Source organism: Sinisalibacter lacisalsi, from assembly GCF_014640115.1.
Lineage (GTDB): Bacteria > Pseudomonadota > Alphaproteobacteria > Rhodobacterales > Rhodobacteraceae > Sinisalibacter > Sinisalibacter lacisalsi.
The window spans coordinates 52,900-71,264 of record NZ_BMGI01000006.1 but is presented as its reverse complement, the minus strand read 5'-3'; the positions used below and the strand labels follow the sequence as shown (position 1 = coordinate 71,264).

Genomic DNA, 18,365 nt, shown 5'->3' with positions numbered 1-18,365 from the left:
TTCCCCCCGGCCCGGCTAATAGGGGCGCAACAGGACGGGGAAGAACATGAACAAGCCTCCGAAGCCGCAACCCGGCATCATGGACATCGAGTTGTACGTGGGCGGCGCCTCGACGGTCGAGGGCATGTCCAACGTCATCAAGCTGTCGTCGAACGAGAACCCGTGGGGGCCTTCACCGAAGGCCGCCGACGCGTTCCAGCGCGCGGTTCATGATCTGCACCGCTATCCCAACACCGATCACGCCGCCCTGCGCACCGCCATCGGCGAGGTGCACGGGCTGGACCCCGACCAGATCATCTGCGGCGTGGGATCGGACGAGATCATCACCTTCCTCTGCCAGGCCTATGCCGGCCCGGGCGACGAGGTGATCCACACCGAGCACGGGTTCTCGATGTATCGGATCTCGGCGCTGGCCGCCGGCGCGGCCCCGGTGGAAGTGCCCGAGCACAACCGGGTGGTGAATGTCGACGCGATCCTCGACGCGGTCACCGAGGCGACGCGGCTGGTGTTCATCGCCAACCCGGCCAACCCGACCGGCACCATGGTCGGCAAGAAAGAGCTTGTGCGGCTGGCCTCGGCTTTGCCCGGCGAGGTGGTTCTGGTACTCGATGGGGCCTATGCCGAGTTCGTCGAGGGGTTCGACGGCGGGGCTTCGCTGGTTGACAGGTTCCCGAACGTGGTGATGACGCGGACATTCTCGAAGATCTACGGGCTCGGGGGGCTGCGCATCGGCTGGGGCTATGCCAGCCGCGAGATCATCGACGTGCTCAACCGCCTGCGCGGACCGTTCAACCTGTCGACCGCGCAGCTGGCGGCGGCCGAGGCGGCGGTGCGCGATCGCGCGCATGTCGAACGGTGCCGCGCCGATAATGCCCGCCTGCGCGCGTGGCTCGCCACCGCGCTCGCCGAGCATGGCGTGCCGTCCGACACGTCGAGCGCCAATTTCGTGCTCGCCCGCTTCGGCTCGCGTGAAGAGGCGCAAGCCTGCGATTCCTACCTGCGCAGCGAAGGCGTTCTGGTGCGCCGGGTCGCGGGCTACAAGCTGCCCGATTGCCTGCGCATCACCGTGGGCGACGAGGCGTCCTGCCGCCGGGTCGCGCACCTGATCGGCTTGTTCAAGGGCGCGGGCGCTGCGGGGGCGCAGGCCGATGACTGAGCGCGTCCCGATCTACAACCGCGTCGCGCTCATCGGGCTGGGCCTGATCGCCGGGTCGATGGCGCACGCGATGCGCCGCGGCGGGCTCGCGGGCGAGATCGTCGGCACCGCCCGCTCGGCCGAAACCCGCGACGTGGCGCGCGAGATCGGGCTGGTCGATCGGGTGACGGACACTGCCGCCGAAGCGGTCGAGGGCGCCGATCTCGTGGTGCTCGCGGTGCCGGTGGGGGCGATGGAGGCGGTTGCCGAGGAGATCGCGCCGCACCTCGCGCCGGGCGCAACCGTCACCGATGTCGGCTCGGTCAAGCGCGCGGTGATCGACGCGGTGGCGCCGCATATCCCCGAGGGCGTGCATTTCGTGCCGGCGCACCCGCTCGCGGGCACCGAGCATTCCGGCCCGCGCTCCGGCTTCGCCTCGCTGTTCGACAACCGCTGGTGCCTGATCGTGCCCCCCGAAGGCGCCGACCGCGCGGCCGTCGACCGGGTCGAGGCGCTCTGGCAGGCCATGGGCAGCCATACCGACGAGATGGACCCCGATCACCATGACCTGGTGCTCGCGGTGACCAGCCACGCGCCGCACCTCATCGCCTACACGATGGTGGGCGTGGCCGATCACCTGCGCCGGGTGACCGACTCGGAAGTGATCAAGTATTCCGCCGCCGGTTTTCGCGATTTTACCCGGATCGCGGCCTCCGACCCGACGATGTGGCGCGACGTGTTCCTCACCAACAAGGAGGCCACGCTGGATATTCTCGGGCGTTTCACCGAGGAGCTATTCGTGCTGCAGCGCGCGATCCGGATGGGCGACGGCGACATGCTGCACGAGTATTTCACCCGCACCCGCGCAATCCGGCGCAGCATCATCGAGGCCGGGCAGGATACCGACGCGCCCGATTTCGGCCGCAGCGGAGGGCCACGATGAGGCACTGGGCGTGGGGTCTCGGAATAGCCATGCTGCTCGGCGCCTTCGCGGCCCGGGCCGAGGCCCCCGAGAGCGCGCCGCGCCCGATGCCGCGCCCGGCGGTGTTCGGAGTCCAGGAGTTGGTGACCGCAAGCCCCACCGCGCCCCGGCGCTCGCTGCGGCCGCAGCCGCGCCCGGCGCCGCCGCTGGCGGAGGCCGTCGAGGCCGCCGTCGTCGCCGCCACGGTGCAGCCGCGCGACCCGGTCGGCGCGCTGCTCCAGAGCCTCACCGGCACACGCCCCGCCGCGGCGGCCGCCGCGCCTGACGTGCCCGACGTGGCGCTGTCCGATGCCACCGCTCTCGCGGTGGCGCGTTCCGCCCGCCCCGCGCCGCGGCCGAACGACTTCGTCCGCCTCGCCTCGGCTGCCGTGACCACGCCGCGCGCGGCGTCGCGCAAGGGCTCGGTCTGCGGCGTGGCCGAGATCAAGGGCGAGGCGATCGCGCCAGTCAACGGCGCGGGGGCCTGTGGGATCGAGGCGCCGGTGCGGGTTACCTCCGTTTCCGGGGTGGCGCTGCGCCAGCCGCCGACGATCGACTGCACCACCGCCAAGGCGCTGAACGACTGGGTGCGCAAGGGTGTGATCCCGGCCGTGGGCAACACCGGCGGCGGTGTCGCGCGGATCAACGTGGTGGCGCATTACGCCTGCCGTGGCCGCAACAACCAGACGCGCGCGAAGCTCTCGGAACATGCCTTCGGCCGGGCCGTCGACATCTCGGGCGTGACGCTGAAGGACGGCAGCACCCTGACCGTGCTCGAGCATTGGCGCAGCGCGCGGTTCGGCAGGATCATCAAGGCGATGCACAGCTCCGCCTGCGGCCCCTTCGGCACTGTCCTCGGGCCGAATTCCGACCGCTTCCACCAGGATCACCTGCACGTCGATACCGCGCGCTACCGCGGCGGTTCCTATTGCCGCTGAGGCCCCGCCGGCCAGCCGCCGCGCGCAATTGCCACTCGCCTCTGCCGCGCAACTTTTCTATAAGCGGCGCAATGGGGCATGAAGGAGCCGGGGATGTCATCCAACCTTTCACCGATCGATACCGCGAAATTCGTCGCCGCGAAGAAGGCGGTCGATTTCGTCGAAGACAAGATGCGCGTGGGCCTCGGCACCGGCTCGACGGCGGCGTGGATGGTGCGCGCGCTGGGTGAGCGGGTGCGCGAGGAAGGGCTGAGCATCGTTGGCGTGCCGACCTCGACGCGCACGGCGGAGCTGGCGGCGCAGGTGGGCATCAAGGTGGTGAGCCTCGACGAGGCGCGCTGGCTCGATCTGACAATCGACGGCGCCGACGAGTTCGACGACGATCTCAACCTTATCAAGGGCGGCGGCGGTGCGCTGCTGCAGGAGAAGATCGTCGCGACGGCCTCCGACACGATGGTGGTGATCACCGATCCCTCCAAGCACGTCGAGCATCTGGGTGCCTTCCCGCTGCCGGTGGAGGTGGTGCCGTTCGGCTGGCAGACCACCAAGGCGCTGATCGAGGAAAGCCTGGATTCGATGGATGTGCTCGGGCGCAGCGGCACGCTTCGGATGAACGGCGAGGCGCCCTTCGTGACCGACGAAGGCAACCATATCGTCGATCTGCACCTGCAACGGATCGAGGATGCACGCAAGTTGAGCCTGGTGCTCAACCAGATCCCCGGCGTGGTCGAGAACGGCTTGTTCATCGACATTTGCGACCGGGTGGTGATCGGCCACCAGGACGGGCGCGTCGAGGTGATCGACATCAACGAGGGCACGCACCAGGAAAGCCTCATCGAGTTCGCCGACGACGACAACATCTTCAAGGATCTCTGAGGCGCGATGGACGGGGAACTGTTTCCGGTTCTGCCCGCGCGCAAGCGGCTGAAGGCGATCCAGGCGCTGGTCTTCGCCCTGCTCGGCGCCGGCGCGGGCTGGCTCGCGGCGACGGGCCAGGGCTGGGCCTTCTGGGTTCTGGCCGGCCTGCTGCTCGGGATGGCGGTTGGCAAGCTGATCTCGCTGGCGCGGATGCGCTACGTGGCCAAGCTGGATGCCACCGGCGTGTCGGTCTGCCTGCCCACGGGGCGCGAGATGCACGGCCAATGGAGCGACATCGAGGCCCATACGATCGACCCGGCCCGCGGCCTTGGCGGGCTCGTGCTGCGCGCCGGCGGCAACGCCCGGGTGCGCATCCTGCCCGTGGCCACCCGCGACATGGGGCCGGAAGCCGCCGAGCGGCTGATCGCGGCGCTGGAGGCGCGGCTGCCGCAGATCGAATACCGGGTGCCCAGCCTCAGGGCGCGCAAACCCTAGCCGCGCGGGTTCACAACCGCTTGCCCCGATCCGCACCGCGCTTTCCAACCGGGGCCGGTTGCGCTAGTCAGGCGGCGGACAGGACGAAGGCGCAGGCATGACGACATTCGACTACGACCTTTTCGTGATCGGCGGCGGCTCGGGCGGCGTGCGCGCCGCGCGCGTGGCCTCGGAGACCGGGGCAAAGGTGGCGCTCGCCGAAGAGCACCGCATGGGCGGCACCTGCGTGATCCGCGGCTGCGTGCCCAAGAAGCTGATGGTTTTCGCCAGCCACTACGGCCCGGCGGCCGAAGCGGCGCGTGACTACGGCTGGGATTACGAGGGCGGCCGCTTCAACTGGAACCGGTTCCGGCCCAAGCTGCACGAGGAACTCGCCCGGCTCGAGGGCATCTACCGCGCCAACCTCGAACGCGCCGGCGTGACGATTCACGATGTCCGCGCCACGCTGGCCGACCCGCATACCGTGGCGCTTTCCACCGGCGAGAGCTTCACCGCGAAACATATCCTGATCGCGACCGGCGGCGCGCCCTACGTGCCGGAAACCTCGGGGGCGGATCTTGCGATCACCTCGAACGAGATATTCTCGCTCGATACTTTTCCCGAGCGCATCCTGATCGTCGGCGGCGGCTACATCGCCTGCGAATTCGCCACCATCTTCAAGGGCCTCGGCGCGCATGTGGCGCAATGGTATCGCGGCGCGCAGATCCTGCGCGGCTTCGACGACGAGGTGCGCGGGCATCTTGCCGAGATCATCCGCGGCCACGGCGTCGATCTGCACGTCGGGCTCGAAGTCGAGCGGATGGAACGGCGCGACGGGCGGATCTGGGTCAAGGGCACCGATGGGCGCGAGGATGTGTTCGACCAGGTGCTCTACGCCACCGGCCGCCACCCCAACACCGACGGGCTCGGGCTGGCCGAAGCCGGCGTGCGCCTCGGGCGCTGGGGCGAGGTGGAGGTGGACGATTACGGCCAGACCAGCGTGCCGTCGGTCTACGCGGTGGGCGACGTGACCAACCGCATCCAGCTCACCCCGGTGGCGATCCGCGAAGGCATGGCCTTCGTCGAGACGGTGTTCAAAGGCAACCCGACCAAACCCGATCACGATCTCGTGCCCTCGGCGGTGTTCACCACGCCCGAATATGGCTGCGTCGGGCTGACCGAGGAGCAGGCACGCGAACAGGAGCCGATTGACGTTTACTGCGCCGCCTTCCGGCCGATGCAGACGAGTTTCATCGGCCGCAGCGAGCGTGTCCTGTTCAAGCTCGTTGTTTCAAAGGCAACCCGGAAAGTTCTGGGCTGCCATATCGTCGCCGACGGTGCGGGCGAGATGATCCAGCTCGCGGCGGTAGCGATCAAGATGGGCGCGACCAAGGAAGACTTTGACCGCACCGTGGCGGTGCACCCGACGATGGCCGAGGAAATCGTGCTGATGAAACAACCCACCCGCAGCCACTGAACCGGCTTGCGGGTTGAAAACCGGGGGCGGGGGCCACATTTCTGCCCCGAACCCCTTGAGACCAGAAGAGAGGAAACAAACCACATGGCCAGCGACAATGGCGGCCCCTGGGGCGGCGGCGGACACCGCGGCGGCCCGGGCGGCACGAATGGCAGCGGGGGGGGCGGCCGGCGCCCGGGCGATGGCAACGAGCCGCCGCAGGTCCCCGAGATCGACGAGTTGATGAGAAAGGGCCAGGAGCGCCTGCGGGTGCTCATGGGCGGCGGCGGCGATGCCCGGCGCGGCGGTGGTGAAGGCGGCGGCGGCGGGCCGAAGTTCGGACGCGGCAGCCTTGGCCTGATCGCGCTCGCGCTGGTCGCGGCCTGGGCTTTCGCCTCGTTCTACCGGGTCGATACCTCGGAGCAATCGATCGAGCTTCTGTTCGGTGAGCGCTACAAGGTCGGCACCGAGGGTCTGAACTTCGCGCCCTGGCCGATCGTGACCAAGGAAATCTACCCGGTCACCCGCGAAAACATCATCAACGTCGGCTCGCAACTCGATAACGGCCTGATGCTGACCGGGGACGAGAACATCGTGGATATCGATTTCCAGGTGGTCTGGAACATCGGCAACATCGAGGACTTCATCTTCAACCTCGCCGAACCGGTGAACACGATCACCGCCGTTTCGGAATCGGCGATGCGCGAGATCGTGGCGCGCTCCAACCTCGCGCCGATCCTCAACCGTGACCGTGAATCGATCGCCCAGGAAGTCGAGGCGCTGATCCAGAGCACCCTGACCAGCTATGAAAGCGGCGTGAACATCGTGCGTGTGAACTTCGACAAGGCCGACCCGCCGCCGGAGGTGATCAACGCCTTCCGCGACGTGCAGGCCGCCAAGCAGACCCGCGACACGCTGGAAAAGCAGGCCGATGCCTACGCCAACCAGGTGGTTGCCGGGGCGCGCGGTGAAGCCGCGCAGTTGCTCGAACAGGCCGAAGGCTACCGCGCCCAGGTGGTGAACGAGGCCGAGGGTGAGGCCGCGCGCTTCATCTCGGTCTATGAGGAATACGCCAAGGCCGAAGATGTCACCCGCAAGCGTCTCTACCTCGAAACCCTCGAACGTGTTCTCGGTGGGGTCGAAAAGATCATCATCGACGAGGGCGCGCAGGGTGGCCAGGGCGTGGTGCCCTATCTGCCGCTGAACGAACTGCGCCGCAGCGCGCCGTCGTCCACCACCACTTCAGGAGGGTCCAACTGATGCGCCGCTCACAAATCCTGCTTGGGCTCGCCGTTGTGCTCGCCGTGCTCGGGCTCAATTCCTTCTACATCGTCGACGAACGCGAAAGCGCGCTCCGGCTCTGGTTTGGCGAGGTAACGGCCGAAATCCGTGAACCCGGGCTCTACTTCAAGGTGCCGTTGCTCCACGAGATCGCAAAATACGACGACCGGATCCTCCCGATCGAAACCGCGGCGCTGGAAGTCACCCCGGCCGACGATCGTCGTCTCGTGGTCGACGCCTTCGCGCGCTGGCGCATCGTCGACTCCACGCAGTTCCGCCGCGCGGTGGGGGCGTCGGGGATCGAGGGCGCGCGCCAGCGTCTGGAGCGGATCCTGAACGCGCAGGTGCGCCAGGTGCTCGGCCAGGTCGATTCCGGCACAGTGCTGTCTGTTGACCGAGCGGGCCTGATGACCCGGATTGGCGACGGCGCGCGCCTTGAGTCGGAAGGCCTCGGCATCGAGGTGATCGACGTGCGGATCAAGCGCGCCGATCTGCCCGAGCAGAACCTCACGGCGACCTTCGAGCGGATGCGTGCCGAGCGTGAACGCGAGGCGGCGGACGAGATCGCCCGCGGTCGTGAGGCGGCGCAGCGGGTGCGCGCGCAGGCCGACCGGACGGTGATCGAGACCACTTCGGAGGCTCAGCGTCTGGCCGACATCACCCGAGGCGAGGCCGACGCGCAGCGTAACGCGATCTTTGCCGACGCCTTCGGGCGCGACCAGGAGTTCTTCGCCTTCTACCGCTCGCTCAGCGCCTACGAGGAGAGCATGAAGGGCGAGAATACCACGCTGGTGATTTCGCCCGACAGCGAGTTCTTCGACTATCTCAAGTCTGATACCGGACGCGAGTGATGGGCTGGATCGCACTTGGCCTCGGCCTCGTGCTGGTGATCGAGGGGCTGGTGTTCGCACTGGCCCCTTCGCGTCTGGACGGGATCGTGGCGATGATGGCCGCGCTCTCGCCGGAGCAGCGCCGCCTGATCGGGCTCATCGCGATCACGCTCGGCGTGGGGCTGGTCTGGCTGGGGCGCAGCCTCGGGGTGTAAGCTGGCGCGCCGCGCCGACGTGACCCGAACCGCGGCCCGCACAGGCCGTTTCGCAGCCCCATGGCGGCATCCCGCGGCGCGACCGGCGAAACCTCGCCATTTCACTTGTCCGTGAAAAGCGTTGCGTTTCTTTGTGTTGCGCCGATGCCGCACTATCTCCATGTTCAAAGGCGGAGCGCCGAGTAACATGTGCTCCGCGCGTGCCAAGAAGGAGGCTCAGGTGACCGCACAGGTTCAATCCATACCCGATTTCCACCGCGCCCGCTGGTCGCAGGCGTTCCTTGCGCTGATGCTGGCCGTGGCGCTTGCTCTGGTTCCGGCCCTGCGCGCCGAGGCGCGCGGCGTGCCGGAGAGTTTCGCCGATCTCGCCGAACGGGTCAGTCCGGCGGTGGTGAACATCACCACCTCGACGCTGATCGCGCAGGAAACCCAGCCGCACCCGATGGTGCCCGAGGGCTCGCCGTTCGAAGACTTCTTTCGCGATTTCCTGGACAATGAACGCGGTGACCAGCCGCGCAGCCGCCGCTCGAGCGCGCTCGGCTCGGGCTTCGTGATCTCCGAAGACGGCTTCATCGTCACCAACAATCACGTGATCGAGGGGGCCGACGAGATCCTGATCGAGTTTTTCAACGGCCGCGGCACCTTGACTGCGGAAGTGATCGGCACCGATCCCAACACCGATATCGCCCTGCTCAAGGTCGAACCGAGCGAGGCTCTGCCCTTCGTCAACTTCGGCGATTCGGACGTGATGCGGGTGGGCGACTGGGTGATGGCGGTGGGCAACCCGCTCGGCCAGGGCTTCTCGGTGTCGGCCGGGATCATCTCGGCGCGCGGGCGCGAGCTCAGCGGCACCTACGACGATTTCATCCAGACCGACGCCGCGATCAACCGGGGCAACTCGGGCGGGCCGCTGTTCAACATGGCCGGCGAGGTGATCGGGGTCAACACCGCGATCCTGTCGCCCACCGGCGGCTCGATCGGCATCGGCTTCTCGATGGCCTCGAACGTGGTGACCAAGGTTGTCGCCCAGCTCAAGGAGTTCGGCGAAACCCGGCGCGGCTGGCTCGGCGTGCGGATCCAGGACATGACCGAGGATCTCGCCGATGCGATGGGGCTCGACAGCACCGCGGGCGCGCTGGTGACCGACGTTCCCGATGGCCCGGCGAAGGATGCGGGCATCGAGGCGGGTGACCTCATCATCAGCTTTGACGGGCAGGATGTGCCCGACACGCGCGGCCTCGTGCGCATCGTCGGCGATGCGCCGGTGGGCAAGACCGTGCGCGTCGTGGTGCTGCGCGATGGCGCGACGCAGACCCTGCGGGTGACGCTCGGGCGGCGCGAGGAAGCCGTGGCCGCGTCCGACAACGGCAGCACGCCGTCGACGCCGCCGGCGCCGGTGGAAAAGACCGTGCTCGGACTGGAACTCGCCGAGATCACCGACGCGCTGCGCGACGAGCTCGGCCTCGACGCCAATGCGACCGGCCTGGCCGTGCGCGACGTCGACCCCAGCAGCGAAGCCTGGGACAAGGGCCTGCGCCCGGCCGATGTGATCGAGGAAGCGGCGCAGAGCCGCGTGACCACGATCGCCGATTTCGAAGACAAGATCGCGGCGGCGCGCGATGGCGGACGGCAATCCATCCTGCTGCTCGTCCGTCGTGACGGCGATCCGCGCTTCGTCGCGCTCTCCGTGGCCGAATGACAATGTAAAAGCCCCCGCGACTGGCGGGGGCCTTGCAAGGGCCGCCCTTCGGGGCGGCCTTTTCTTTTGCCTGCTGTCCTGCCCCGAAAGATCAGAACCGGCGGTGGATGTCGCCCCGGGTCAGGCCGATGTCGTCAAGCTCGCGGTCGGTGAGCTTTTCCAGCGTCTGCCGCGTGGCGCGGCGTTCACGTGCTTCGGCGACCTGCGCCGTCAGGGTTGCGATGGCGCGGGTCAGGCGCGGGGCGAAGGCAAAGCCGAAGCCGTGGCTGCGCGGGGTGGTGGTGTCGATCACGCTCATGTCTGTCTCTTCTCGATAGGAGGAAATCCGGGTGCTCAGCCTCTTGGCTGCCGAGCGCATATGATCCTCTTTCTGCGCTTGCACAATGTCCGGATTCGCAAGGCCCACATGCGCATTTCGCATGGGTCGCGCGGGCGCGCGGCGGTGGCGTGGCGGGATTTCCCTTGGCGGATGTTCGCCTTTCGTGCTAACCGGAGGAAAACCAACAGGGCAGGGTGGCACATGCGCGTGATCGGGATCGACCCGGGGCTTCGTAACCTCGGCTGGGGCGTGATCGAAACCGAGGGCACGCGGATTTCGCATGTCGCCAACGGGGTGCTCCACGGCGAAGGTTCGGCGCTTGCCGAGCGGCTGCTTGCCCTGTTCGAGGGGCTGAGCGAGGTCGTCGCACGCCATGCGCCCGATGCCGCGGCGGTGGAACAGACCTTCGTCAACCGTGACGGCGCCGGCACGCTGAAGCTCGGGCAGGCGCGCGGGGTGGCGATGCTGGTGCCGGCGCGGGCCGGCATACCGGTGGGCGAATACGCCCCGAACCAGGTGAAGAAAACCGTTGTCGGCGTCGGCCATGCCGACAAGCGCCAGATCGCCCACATGGTGCGGCTGCAGCTTCCCGGCGTCGAGATCGCCGGGCCCGACGCCGCCGACGCGCTCGCCATTGCGCTGACCCATGCCCATTTTTCCCGTGCCGGCGGTAAGCTTGAAGAGGCGCTGCGGCGGGCCTCGGCATGATCGGGCGGATCGCCGGGCGGCTCGACTACCGGGGCGACGACCACGTGCTGATCGACGTGCGCGGGGTGGGCTACATCGTCCATGTCAGCGAGCGCACCATGGCCGCGCTGCCCGGGCCGGGCGAGGCGGTCACGCTCTGGACCGACCTCCTGGTGCGCGAAGACCTGCTGCAGCTTTTCGGCTTCACCTCGCTGATGGAAAAGGAATGGCACCGCCTGCTGATGAGCGTGCAGGGCGTGGGGGCGAAGGCCTCGCTCGCCATTCTCGGCGCGCTCGGGGCCGACGGCGTGAGCCGGGCGATCGCGCTGGGCGACTGGAACGCGATCAAGGCCGCGCGCGGGATCGGGCCGAAGACGGCGCAGCGCGTGGTCAACGAGCTGAAGGACAAGGCGCCTGCGGTGATGGCGATGGCGGGCGCCGGCGCGGGCGAGGCGCCGCCGCTGGTGGAGGATGACGCGCCGGGCGTGCCACCCGCCGCCGCCCCGGCCGCGATGCCCGCAGCCAGACCCGATGCCGCCGCCCAGTCCGAAGCGCTCTCGGCCCTGCGCAACCTCGGCTACGCCCCGGGCGAGGCCGCCTCCGCCGTCGCCACGGTGCTGAACGAAACACCGGAAGCCGACACCGCCGCCCTGATCCGCGCCGCCTTGCGGCTGCTGGCACCGAAAGGGTAGGGCTTTGGCGCGGCTCAGGTTCAATGCGCTACTGGAGGCGGAGGGCCTTGACGCCGACCGCGTGGCGATCGTTCTCCATACGCCGCAACCGGCCAAACTTCGCGCGCTCCTCCCGGTGATCGTGCACGACAGGCCAGAACTCTTTGCCGCCTATCAATCGGTGCATTCCGAACCCGCGACCAAGACCCTTTTGCGCCGCGATTTCATGGCGAGTTTCATCCGCCATCCAAGCGGGCGACAGACATTCGCCGGATTGTTCCGGATTACGGATGCGCGTGACCTTCCAACCGCCGAGATCTATGGCGACGAGTGGTTCAATGAGCTTGAGGACGTCTATGGTGCAAGTGACACGGCGCCAAGTCGCAACATTGCACGCATTTCCCATCAGGTCCGGTTCGAGACTGAGCCCGTCGATCTGCTTTCCGGGTTTATCGGCCGGCTCCAGATCGCGCAGCCACCCGGACGTGCCTATGTGCGGGTCGCCGCCAACCTCGACCCCGAGATCGTGGCGCTCAGTGTCGACGATCTTCTGATGCCTCCCCCGCCGCGCTGGGACGCGATGGTGGTCCACGCCCCGTTTCTTCGGGCGCTGCCGGAAAGCTGGGCGGCCAGACTGCGAGAATGGCGCGCGGTCTACCTGATCGTCGATGAACGTGACGGTGCCCGCTACGTCGGGTCGGCCTATGGCGAGGAGAACCTCCTGTCTCGCTGGCGCGGACATGTGGCGCGCGACAAGGGTATCACCGCTCGGCTGATCGCGCGCGATCCGAGGACATTCCGCTTCTCGATTCTCGAGCTGTTGAACCCCAGCCTCGATGCGTCGGACGTCATCGAGACCGAAAACAGATGGAAAGAGCGGTTGCACACCCGCCAATTCGGGTTGAATGAGAATTGATATGACCGAACCCGACCCCACCTTGCGCCCCGAACCGCGCCCCGAGGATGTCGACCGCGCGCTGAGGCCGCAGCGGCTGGTCGATTTCATCGGCCAGGCCGAGGCGCGCGCCAATCTGGCCGTGTTCATCGAAAGCGCCCGCCAGCGCGGCGAGGCGATGGATCACGCGCTGTTTCACGGCCCGCCCGGCCTGGGCAAGACCACGCTGGCGCAGATCATGGCGCGCGAGCTGGGGGTGAATTTCCGCATGACCTCCGGCCCGGTGCTGGCCAAGGCGGGCGATCTCGCCGCGATCCTCACCAACCTCGAGCGCAACGACGTGCTGTTCATCGACGAGATCCACCGGCTGAACCCGGTGGTGGAAGAGGTGCTCTACCCGGCATTGGAGGATTTCGAGCTCGACCTGGTGATCGGCGAGGGCCCCGCCGCGCGCACCGTGCGGATCGAGTTGCAGCCCTTCACGCTGGTGGGGGCGACAACCCGGCTCGGCTTGCTCACCACCCCCTTGCGCGACCGCTTCGGCATCCCGACGCGGCTCGAGTTCTACACCGAGGACGAGTTGCACGAGATCGTCACCCGCAACGCGGTGAAGCTCGGCGCCCCGGCCGATGCCGAGGGCGCGCGCGAGATTGCCCGGCGCGCACGCGGCACGCCGCGGATTGCCGGGCGGTTGCTGCGCCGGGTGCTGGATTTCGCCGTGGTCGAAGGTGAGGGCCACATCACCCGCGAGATCGCCGATAACGCGCTGACCCGGCTCGGGGTGGACCGCCTCGGCCTCGACGGGGCCGACCGGCGCTATCTCGGGCTGATGGCGGAGCATTACGCCGGCGGCCCGGTGGGGATCGAAACCCTCGCCGCCGCGCTCTCGGAAAGCCGCGATGCGCTGGAGGAAGTGATCGAGCCTTTCCTGTTGCAGCAGGGCCTGATCCAGCGCACCCCGCGCGGCCGGATGCTGGGGCAGCGGGCCTGGACCCACCTCGGCCTTCCACCACCGCGCGCGCCGGGGCAGGCGGAACTTTTCGAGGGATGACAGCGTGCCGCAAGGAGGCCCGATGCGCCGGTTGATCCTTTTCCTCGCCCTGATCCTGGCCGCGCCCGCAACGGCATTCGACACGCGGGCGGGGCCGCTCGAGATCGTCGAGGGGGCGTCCGGTGAAAGGGCGCTGGTCGCGGGCGGTGAGGTGATTGCGCTGCCCACCCAGCCCTTCCTCGCCTTTCTCGAAGAGCAGTTCGGCGATTGGGTGCTGATCCTCGTTTCGCAAGGTGGCAATGCCTGCAACGGCCAATACGTGTGGTTCCATGCCGCGCCGGGTGATCTGCGGTTCTCACCGGATTTCGGCACCTGCGCCCAGGCCAATGAGGTGCGCGCGCGCGACGATGGCGTGCTGGCTGTGACCATGCCGCGCGTCGAGCCGGGCCGCCCGCCGGTGACCTACCTCTGGGATGGCACCCGGTGTGGGAAGAAGACGCGCCGCGCCCGGCTTCGGGTATGGCGCCGGGAGATGGCCCCGAGTTCTGGATCGGCCGTTACCCGTTCGAGTTGATCGAGGCGGCCGATTACCAGGACCGTCTCGCCGCGATCATGGACGCGGAGGCGTTGATCGAGGCGGATCGGTTGATTGACCTGTCGTCGCCGTTCCGGGTGGAGGGCGACTGGATCGTGGGGGAGGGCTGCGTGAAGTTCTCCTGCCAGAGCGAGCGCGGCGCCGTGGCGGTTTCGCGCGCGGACGGGCGCGTGATCGTGGTGCTGACCAGCCCGGAGCAGGGCGCGCGGCTCTACGGCAGCCCGGGCGGAGCCTTGCCGGGCACGATCATCGGGCTGCTGGCGGGCGAATAAGCGCATCCGGGCCGGTTGCGCGCCCGCGGGCGAGGTTCTATGCCTGCGCGCGGCAGATTTCGGCACGATGGGGGGAAAGCGATGACGCCCGAAGAGGTTCAGGCCCTGTTCACGCGCGATGCTGGCTACGGCTTTGCGCGCTGGGGGCGGCCAATCGTGCCGGTGGTGTTCGGCGTCGAGGACGAGAGCCTGCCGGTGATCAAGGGTGCGATCGAGGCGGTGGCGGCGCTCGCCGGCGTCGAGGTTGCCGAAACTGACCCGGAACTGGGCGCCAACCTGATGCTGTTCTTCCTGCGCGACTGGGGTGAGCTGATCGACGTGCCCAACCTCGACGCGATGCTGCCCGGCCTTGCCGACACTGTCGCGCGGCTGGAGCGGGCCGGGGCCAGCCAATACCGCGCTTTCCGCTTCGACGAGACCGGGGCGATCCGCGCCTGTTTTTCCTTCTTGCGCATGTCGGGCGAGATGGCCGCTCTGCCGGCGGAAACGCTGGCGCTGGGCGAGGCGGTGCGGGTGATGCTCACATGGGGCGAGGCGGCCTTCGCCGAGGCCTCGCCGGTCGGCAGTCACCCCGAGACCGGCGCGGCGGTGCTGCGCCCCGAGTTCGCGGCCCTGATCCGGGCAGGCTACGACCCGGTGATGCCCCCGGCCAGCACCGATCCGGCCCACGCACTCCGGCTCTGGGCGAGGATGCAAGGATGAGGGCCTTCATCGCCCTCGACCTGCCCGAGGCGCTGGCCGACGCGCTGGCGCGGCTGCAGGCGGGGCTGACGGTGGGCCGTGCGCTGCCCGAGGAAAACCTGCACCTCACCCTCGCCTTCCTCGGCGAGATCAGCGAGCCGAAGGCGCGCGATGTGGCCGAAGTGCTCATGACGCTTCGGCTGCCGCCGGTGGAGCTTGTGCTCGGCGGGCTTGATCTGTTCGGCGGGAAGAATGCCGGAGCCCTGGTTATCACCGCCCGGGGCGAGAGGCTTGAGCGGCTGCACGACAAGGTGGCCCACGCCGTGCGCGCCGCCGGCGTGGCGCTGGAACGCCGCCGCTTCCGCCCGCACGTGACCCTCGCGCGCCTGCCCCGCGAAATGCCCGCGCGCGACCGCGCCCGGCTTGGCGAATTTCTCGCCCTCAACGGCACGGTGACCCTGCCGGCGGCCACCGCCGAAAGCTTCACGCTCTTCCGCTCCCACCTGCGCGAGGAAGGCGCCATCCACGAGCCGCTGGCAGAGTTCCCGCTCGGCAATCAGGAGATGACATGACCCACCGCCTCCGCTTGCGCGTTTACTACGAAGACACCGATGCCGCCGGGATCGTCTATTATGCCAACTACCTGCGTTTCATCGAGCGCGGGCGCACCGAGTTCGTGCGGGCGCGGGGGGTGGATCAGCGGGCGCTGCGCGAGGCGGAGGGGATCGTGTTCGCCGTGCGCCATGTCGAGGCGGATTACCTCGCGCCCGCCCGGCTCGACGACGAGCTGGAGGTGGAAACTTCGATCGAGAGCGTCGGCGGGGCGCGGATCACCATGCGCCAGGAGGTCTTCCGCGACGGCCAGAAGCTGTTTTCGGCGCGCGTGGTGCTGGCGGCGCTGAACGAGGCCGGGCAGGCGGCGCGGCTTCCGGCGAATATCCGCCTGTTGTTGCACTGAAGCGCCGCAAATCCCGCCGACGCGGCGGTTTCATTGGATTTCCCCGTTGATCTGGGCTATTTCTGGGGGAAATTGCCGCCCGAAAGAGGCGGACCCCAAGAGGCAGGCGGATCGGGATCATGGAAACGGAAACTCTCGCTTTGGCGCAGGAGATGGATTTCTCCTTCTTCTCGCTGTTCCTTCGCGCAACGCTGGTCGTGAAGCTGGTCATGCTGCTGCTGGTGGCGGCATCGTTCTACTCGTGGGCGATCATCGTCACCAAGTTCATCCAGTATCGCCGCGCCCGGGCCGCGTCGGCCGAGTTCGACCGCGCGTTCTGGTCGGGCGAACCGCTCGACGAGCTCTATGAAACGCTCGGCCCCAATCCGGCGGCGCCGCCGGAACGGGTGTTCGCGGCGGGCATGACCGAGTGGCACCGCTCGCACCGCGCCGATGGCGGGCTGATCGCGGGCGCGCAGGCGCGGATCGACCGGTCGATGGACGTGGCGATCGCCAAGGAGGCGGAAGAGCTCAACAAGGGGTTGTCGTTCCTCGCCACGGTGGCCTCGTCGGCGCCCTTCATCGGGCTGTTCGGCACCGTCTGGGGGATCATGAACAGCTTCATCGAGATCGCGCAGCAGCAGAACACCAACCTTGCCGTGGTGGCCCCCGGCCTTGCCGAGGCGCTGTTCGCCACCGGCCTCGGCCTGCTCGCGGCGATCCCGGCGCTGATCTTCTACAACAACCTCACCGCCCGGAGCGACGGCATCGTCGCCGGCTGGGAGGCTTTCGCCGACGAGTTCGCCACCATTCTCAGCCGCCAGTTGGACAGTTGAGATGGGCGGAAGCGTTGCACAATTCAAACCGCGCGCCCGGCGCGGGCGCCGCCGTGGCCGCCACGGCGCGCTGATGTCGGAGATCAACGTCACGCCGTTTGTCGACGTGATGCTGGTGCTCCTGATCATCTTCATGGTGGCCGCGCCGCTGATGACCGTGGGCGTGCCGGTGGAACTGCCGAAAACGTCGGCCACGCCGCTGCCATCGGTGGAGGAGGAACCGCTTACCGTGTCGATCACTGCCGAGGGCACGATCACGCTGATGAAGACCGAGATCGCGCGCGACGAGTTGATCGAAAAGCTGCGCGCCATCGCCGCCGAGCGGCAAGACAACAAGGTCTTCCTGCGCGCCGACGGGCGGGTGCCCTACGAGGTGGTGGCGCAGGTGATGGGCGCGCTCAATGCCGGCGGGTTCAACAACATCGGCCTCGTGACCGAAACCGGTGGGCCGTCGATGGACGGGCGATAGATCGCTGCGATGAGAACGGGCTACATCATATCCGGCATCGGGCACGGGCTGTTGATGCTGTGGCTCCTGTTCGGGGGGCTGTTCCTGCGCGGGCCGGATGAGCCGCCGCTCAGGGTGTCTGAGGTGTCGCTGATCTCGGGGGCGGAGTTCGCCGCTTTGAACGAGGCAGCGCAGGCGCCCCGGCCCGCCCCGGCCCCTTCGCCGCCGGAAACCTCGCCCGCGCCGCCGCGGCGCCCGGCGCCGCCCGCGCCGGAACCGGACCCCGAGCCCGCCGCGCCCGAGCCTGAGCCCGAGCCGGAACCCGCGCCGCCGGCACCGGAGCCCGAGCCTGAACCCGAGCCGCCGGCACCGGCGCCGGAAGTGACGCCGCCCGCCGCCGACCGGGTGACGAACGAGGTTGTTGAAGCCCCTGAGGATCCGTTGCCCGAGGGGCCGGTTCTGATCGAGGAAAGCGCCCCTGCCGAGGCGACCGAGCCGCAGGCCCCGGTCGAGGAACTGCCGGCGCAGGCGCCGGAAGCCTCGACAACCCAGATCGTGACCGAGGCCGACCGGCCCGACGCCGCCCCGACGAGTTCGCCGCGCCCGCCGCGCCGCCCCGACCGGCCCGCGCCGCGGCCCGAAACCGTCGAGGCCCCCGCGCCGGACCCCGAGCCCGCGCCCACGCCCGAGCCGACGCCACCGAACAACGCCGCCATCGACAGCGCGGTCAACGACGCGCTGGCGGATGTTCTTGGCGAGGCGGCGGGCACGCCGGGCCCCTCCGGTCCGCCGCTCACCAGCGGCGAGCGCGACGGGCTGCGGGTGGCGGTGTCGCGCTGCTGGAACCTCGGCTCGGCCTCCACCGATGCGCTCAACACCACGGTGGTGGTGCTGGTGCAGATGTCGCGCGACGGGCGGCCGGAAGGGATCGAGATGATTTCGTCGAACGGGCCGACCCAGGAGGCCACGCGCATCGCCTACGAGGCGGCCCGCCGCGCGGTGATCCGCTGCGGCACCTCGGGCTACGGCTTGCCGGCCGAGAAGTATGACCAGTGGCGCGAGATCGAGATGACCTTCGATCCCGGAAACATGAGGATCAGGTGAGCGTCATGTTTGTGTATAAGAACGGGCGGGGGCTTGGCCGATTCCCGCCGAAGCCGGGCCCCGGGTGGTGGCGCGTCGACGA

23 protein-coding genes are annotated in these 18,365 nt (G+C 68.6%); 22 read left to right on the top strand and 1 reads right to left on the bottom strand.

Annotated elements, in window-relative coordinates:
• Positions 1 to 46 precede the first annotated feature (46 nt).
• The 10 genes from hisC (at position 47) to IEW01_RS16120 (ending at position 9,847) form a co-directional block, all read left to right on the top strand.
• The gene (gene hisC, locus IEW01_RS16165) at positions 47 to 1,156 is read left to right on the top strand and encodes a histidinol-phosphate transaminase (protein ID WP_188529721.1); all 1,110 of its coding nucleotides are present in this window, start codon (positions 47 to 49) and stop codon (positions 1,154 to 1,156) included.
• Positions 1,149 to 2,078 carry a prephenate/arogenate dehydrogenase family protein gene (locus IEW01_RS16160; protein ID WP_188529719.1) on the top strand — a complete coding sequence of 310 codons (930 nt, stop codon included), beginning with the start codon at positions 1,149 to 1,151 and terminating at the stop codon, positions 2,076 to 2,078. Before hisC ends, IEW01_RS16160 begins: the two co-directional genes overlap by 8 nt.
• Complete coding sequence (locus IEW01_RS16155; RefSeq protein ID WP_188529717.1) at positions 2,075 to 3,034, top strand: extensin-like domain-containing protein; 960 nt, start codon at positions 2,075 to 2,077, stop codon at positions 3,032 to 3,034. Before IEW01_RS16160 ends, IEW01_RS16155 begins: the two co-directional genes overlap by 4 nt.
• A 93-nt stretch (positions 3,035 to 3,127) precedes the next feature.
• A complete protein-coding gene (gene rpiA / locus IEW01_RS16150) occupies positions 3,128 to 3,910 on the top strand; it encodes a ribose-5-phosphate isomerase RpiA (RefSeq protein WP_188529715.1) in 783 nt (260 codons plus the stop codon).
• 6 nt (positions 3,911 to 3,916) lie between these two features.
• Positions 3,917 to 4,387 (top strand): hypothetical protein, encoded by a 471-nt coding sequence (locus IEW01_RS16145; protein ID WP_188529713.1) that lies wholly within the window; start codon positions 3,917 to 3,919, stop codon positions 4,385 to 4,387.
• A 97-nt stretch (positions 4,388 to 4,484) separates the two neighbouring features.
• Positions 4,485 to 5,843, top strand: coding sequence for a glutathione-disulfide reductase (gene gor / locus IEW01_RS16140; RefSeq protein ID WP_188529711.1), 1,359 nt, complete (start codon positions 4,485 to 4,487; stop codon positions 5,841 to 5,843).
• Positions 5,844 to 5,927: 84 nt separating this feature from the next.
• Positions 5,928 to 7,082: an FtsH protease activity modulator HflK gene (gene hflK, locus IEW01_RS16135; RefSeq protein WP_188529708.1), complete on the top strand. Its 1,155-nt coding sequence runs from the start codon at positions 5,928 to 5,930 to the stop codon at positions 7,080 to 7,082.
• Complete coding sequence (hflC, locus tag IEW01_RS16130; RefSeq protein ID WP_188529706.1) at positions 7,082 to 7,954, top strand: protease modulator HflC; 873 nt, start codon at positions 7,082 to 7,084, stop codon at positions 7,952 to 7,954. Before hflK ends, hflC begins: the two co-directional genes overlap by 1 nt.
• The gene (locus tag IEW01_RS16125; RefSeq protein ID WP_188529704.1) at positions 7,954 to 8,148 is read left to right on the top strand and encodes a DUF2065 domain-containing protein; all 195 of its coding nucleotides are present in this window, start codon (positions 7,954 to 7,956) and stop codon (positions 8,146 to 8,148) included. The genes hflC and IEW01_RS16125 overlap by 1 nt, the downstream gene beginning before the upstream one ends.
• Positions 8,149 to 8,437: 289 nt before the next feature.
• A complete protein-coding gene (locus IEW01_RS16120; protein WP_229738344.1) occupies positions 8,438 to 9,847 on the top strand; it encodes a DegQ family serine endoprotease in 1,410 nt (469 codons plus the stop codon).
• A gap of 91 nt (positions 9,848 to 9,938) precedes the next feature.
• Here IEW01_RS16120 and IEW01_RS16115 read toward each other — a convergent pair whose 3' ends face one another.
• On the bottom strand, positions 9,939 to 10,145 hold the full coding sequence (locus tag IEW01_RS16115; protein ID WP_188529699.1) for a DUF1127 domain-containing protein: 207 nt from the start codon (positions 10,143 to 10,145) through the stop codon (positions 9,939 to 9,941).
• A 222-nt stretch (positions 10,146 to 10,367) separates the two neighbouring features.
• Between IEW01_RS16115 and ruvC the strand changes: the two genes are divergently transcribed.
• The 12 genes from ruvC to tolA all read left to right on the top strand — a co-directional run bounded on the left by ruvC (position 10,368) and on the right by tolA (position 18,283).
• Complete coding sequence (gene ruvC / locus IEW01_RS16110; protein WP_188529697.1) at positions 10,368 to 10,874, top strand: crossover junction endodeoxyribonuclease RuvC; 507 nt, start codon at positions 10,368 to 10,370, stop codon at positions 10,872 to 10,874.
• Positions 10,871 to 11,545 (top strand): Holliday junction branch migration protein RuvA, encoded by a 675-nt coding sequence (gene ruvA, locus IEW01_RS16105; protein WP_188529695.1) that lies wholly within the window; start codon positions 10,871 to 10,873, stop codon positions 11,543 to 11,545. The genes ruvC and ruvA overlap by 4 nt, the downstream gene beginning before the upstream one ends.
• A gap of 61 nt (positions 11,546 to 11,606) precedes the next feature.
• The gene (locus IEW01_RS16100; RefSeq protein ID WP_188529693.1) at positions 11,607 to 12,440 is read left to right on the top strand and encodes a GIY-YIG nuclease family protein; all 834 of its coding nucleotides are present in this window, start codon (positions 11,607 to 11,609) and stop codon (positions 12,438 to 12,440) included.
• Between the two features lies 1 nt (position 12,441).
• The gene (ruvB, locus tag IEW01_RS16095; protein ID WP_188529690.1) at positions 12,442 to 13,470 is read left to right on the top strand and encodes a Holliday junction branch migration DNA helicase RuvB; all 1,029 of its coding nucleotides are present in this window, start codon (positions 12,442 to 12,444) and stop codon (positions 13,468 to 13,470) included.
• 22 nt (positions 13,471 to 13,492) lie between these two features.
• Positions 13,493 to 13,984 carry a hypothetical protein gene (locus IEW01_RS16090; protein WP_188529688.1) on the top strand — a complete coding sequence of 164 codons (492 nt, stop codon included), beginning with the start codon at positions 13,493 to 13,495 and terminating at the stop codon, positions 13,982 to 13,984.
• Positions 13,930 to 14,277: an Ivy family c-type lysozyme inhibitor gene (locus IEW01_RS16085; protein WP_188529686.1), complete on the top strand. Its 348-nt coding sequence runs from the start codon at positions 13,930 to 13,932 to the stop codon at positions 14,275 to 14,277. The genes IEW01_RS16090 and IEW01_RS16085 overlap by 55 nt, the downstream gene beginning before the upstream one ends.
• Positions 14,278 to 14,358: 81 nt before the next feature.
• Positions 14,359 to 14,979, top strand: coding sequence for a hypothetical protein (locus IEW01_RS16080; RefSeq protein WP_188529684.1), 621 nt, complete (start codon positions 14,359 to 14,361; stop codon positions 14,977 to 14,979).
• Complete coding sequence (gene thpR, locus IEW01_RS16075) at positions 14,976 to 15,530, top strand: RNA 2',3'-cyclic phosphodiesterase (RefSeq protein ID WP_188529682.1); 555 nt, start codon at positions 14,976 to 14,978, stop codon at positions 15,528 to 15,530. The genes IEW01_RS16080 and thpR overlap by 4 nt, the downstream gene beginning before the upstream one ends.
• A complete protein-coding gene (gene ybgC / locus IEW01_RS16070; RefSeq protein WP_188529680.1) occupies positions 15,527 to 15,916 on the top strand; it encodes a tol-pal system-associated acyl-CoA thioesterase in 390 nt (129 codons plus the stop codon). The genes thpR and ybgC overlap by 4 nt, the downstream gene beginning before the upstream one ends.
• 119 nt (positions 15,917 to 16,035) lie before the next feature.
• Positions 16,036 to 16,731, top strand: a complete 696-nt coding sequence (tolQ, locus tag IEW01_RS16065) for a protein TolQ (protein ID WP_188529678.1) — start codon at positions 16,036 to 16,038, stop codon at positions 16,729 to 16,731.
• Between the two features lies 1 nt (position 16,732).
• Complete coding sequence (gene tolR / locus IEW01_RS16060) at positions 16,733 to 17,200, top strand: protein TolR (RefSeq protein WP_188529676.1); 468 nt, start codon at positions 16,733 to 16,735, stop codon at positions 17,198 to 17,200.
• A 9-nt stretch (positions 17,201 to 17,209) separates the two neighbouring features.
• A complete protein-coding gene (gene tolA / locus IEW01_RS16055; protein ID WP_188529674.1) occupies positions 17,210 to 18,283 on the top strand; it encodes a cell envelope integrity protein TolA in 1,074 nt (357 codons plus the stop codon).
• Positions 18,284 to 18,365 lie beyond the last annotated feature (82 nt).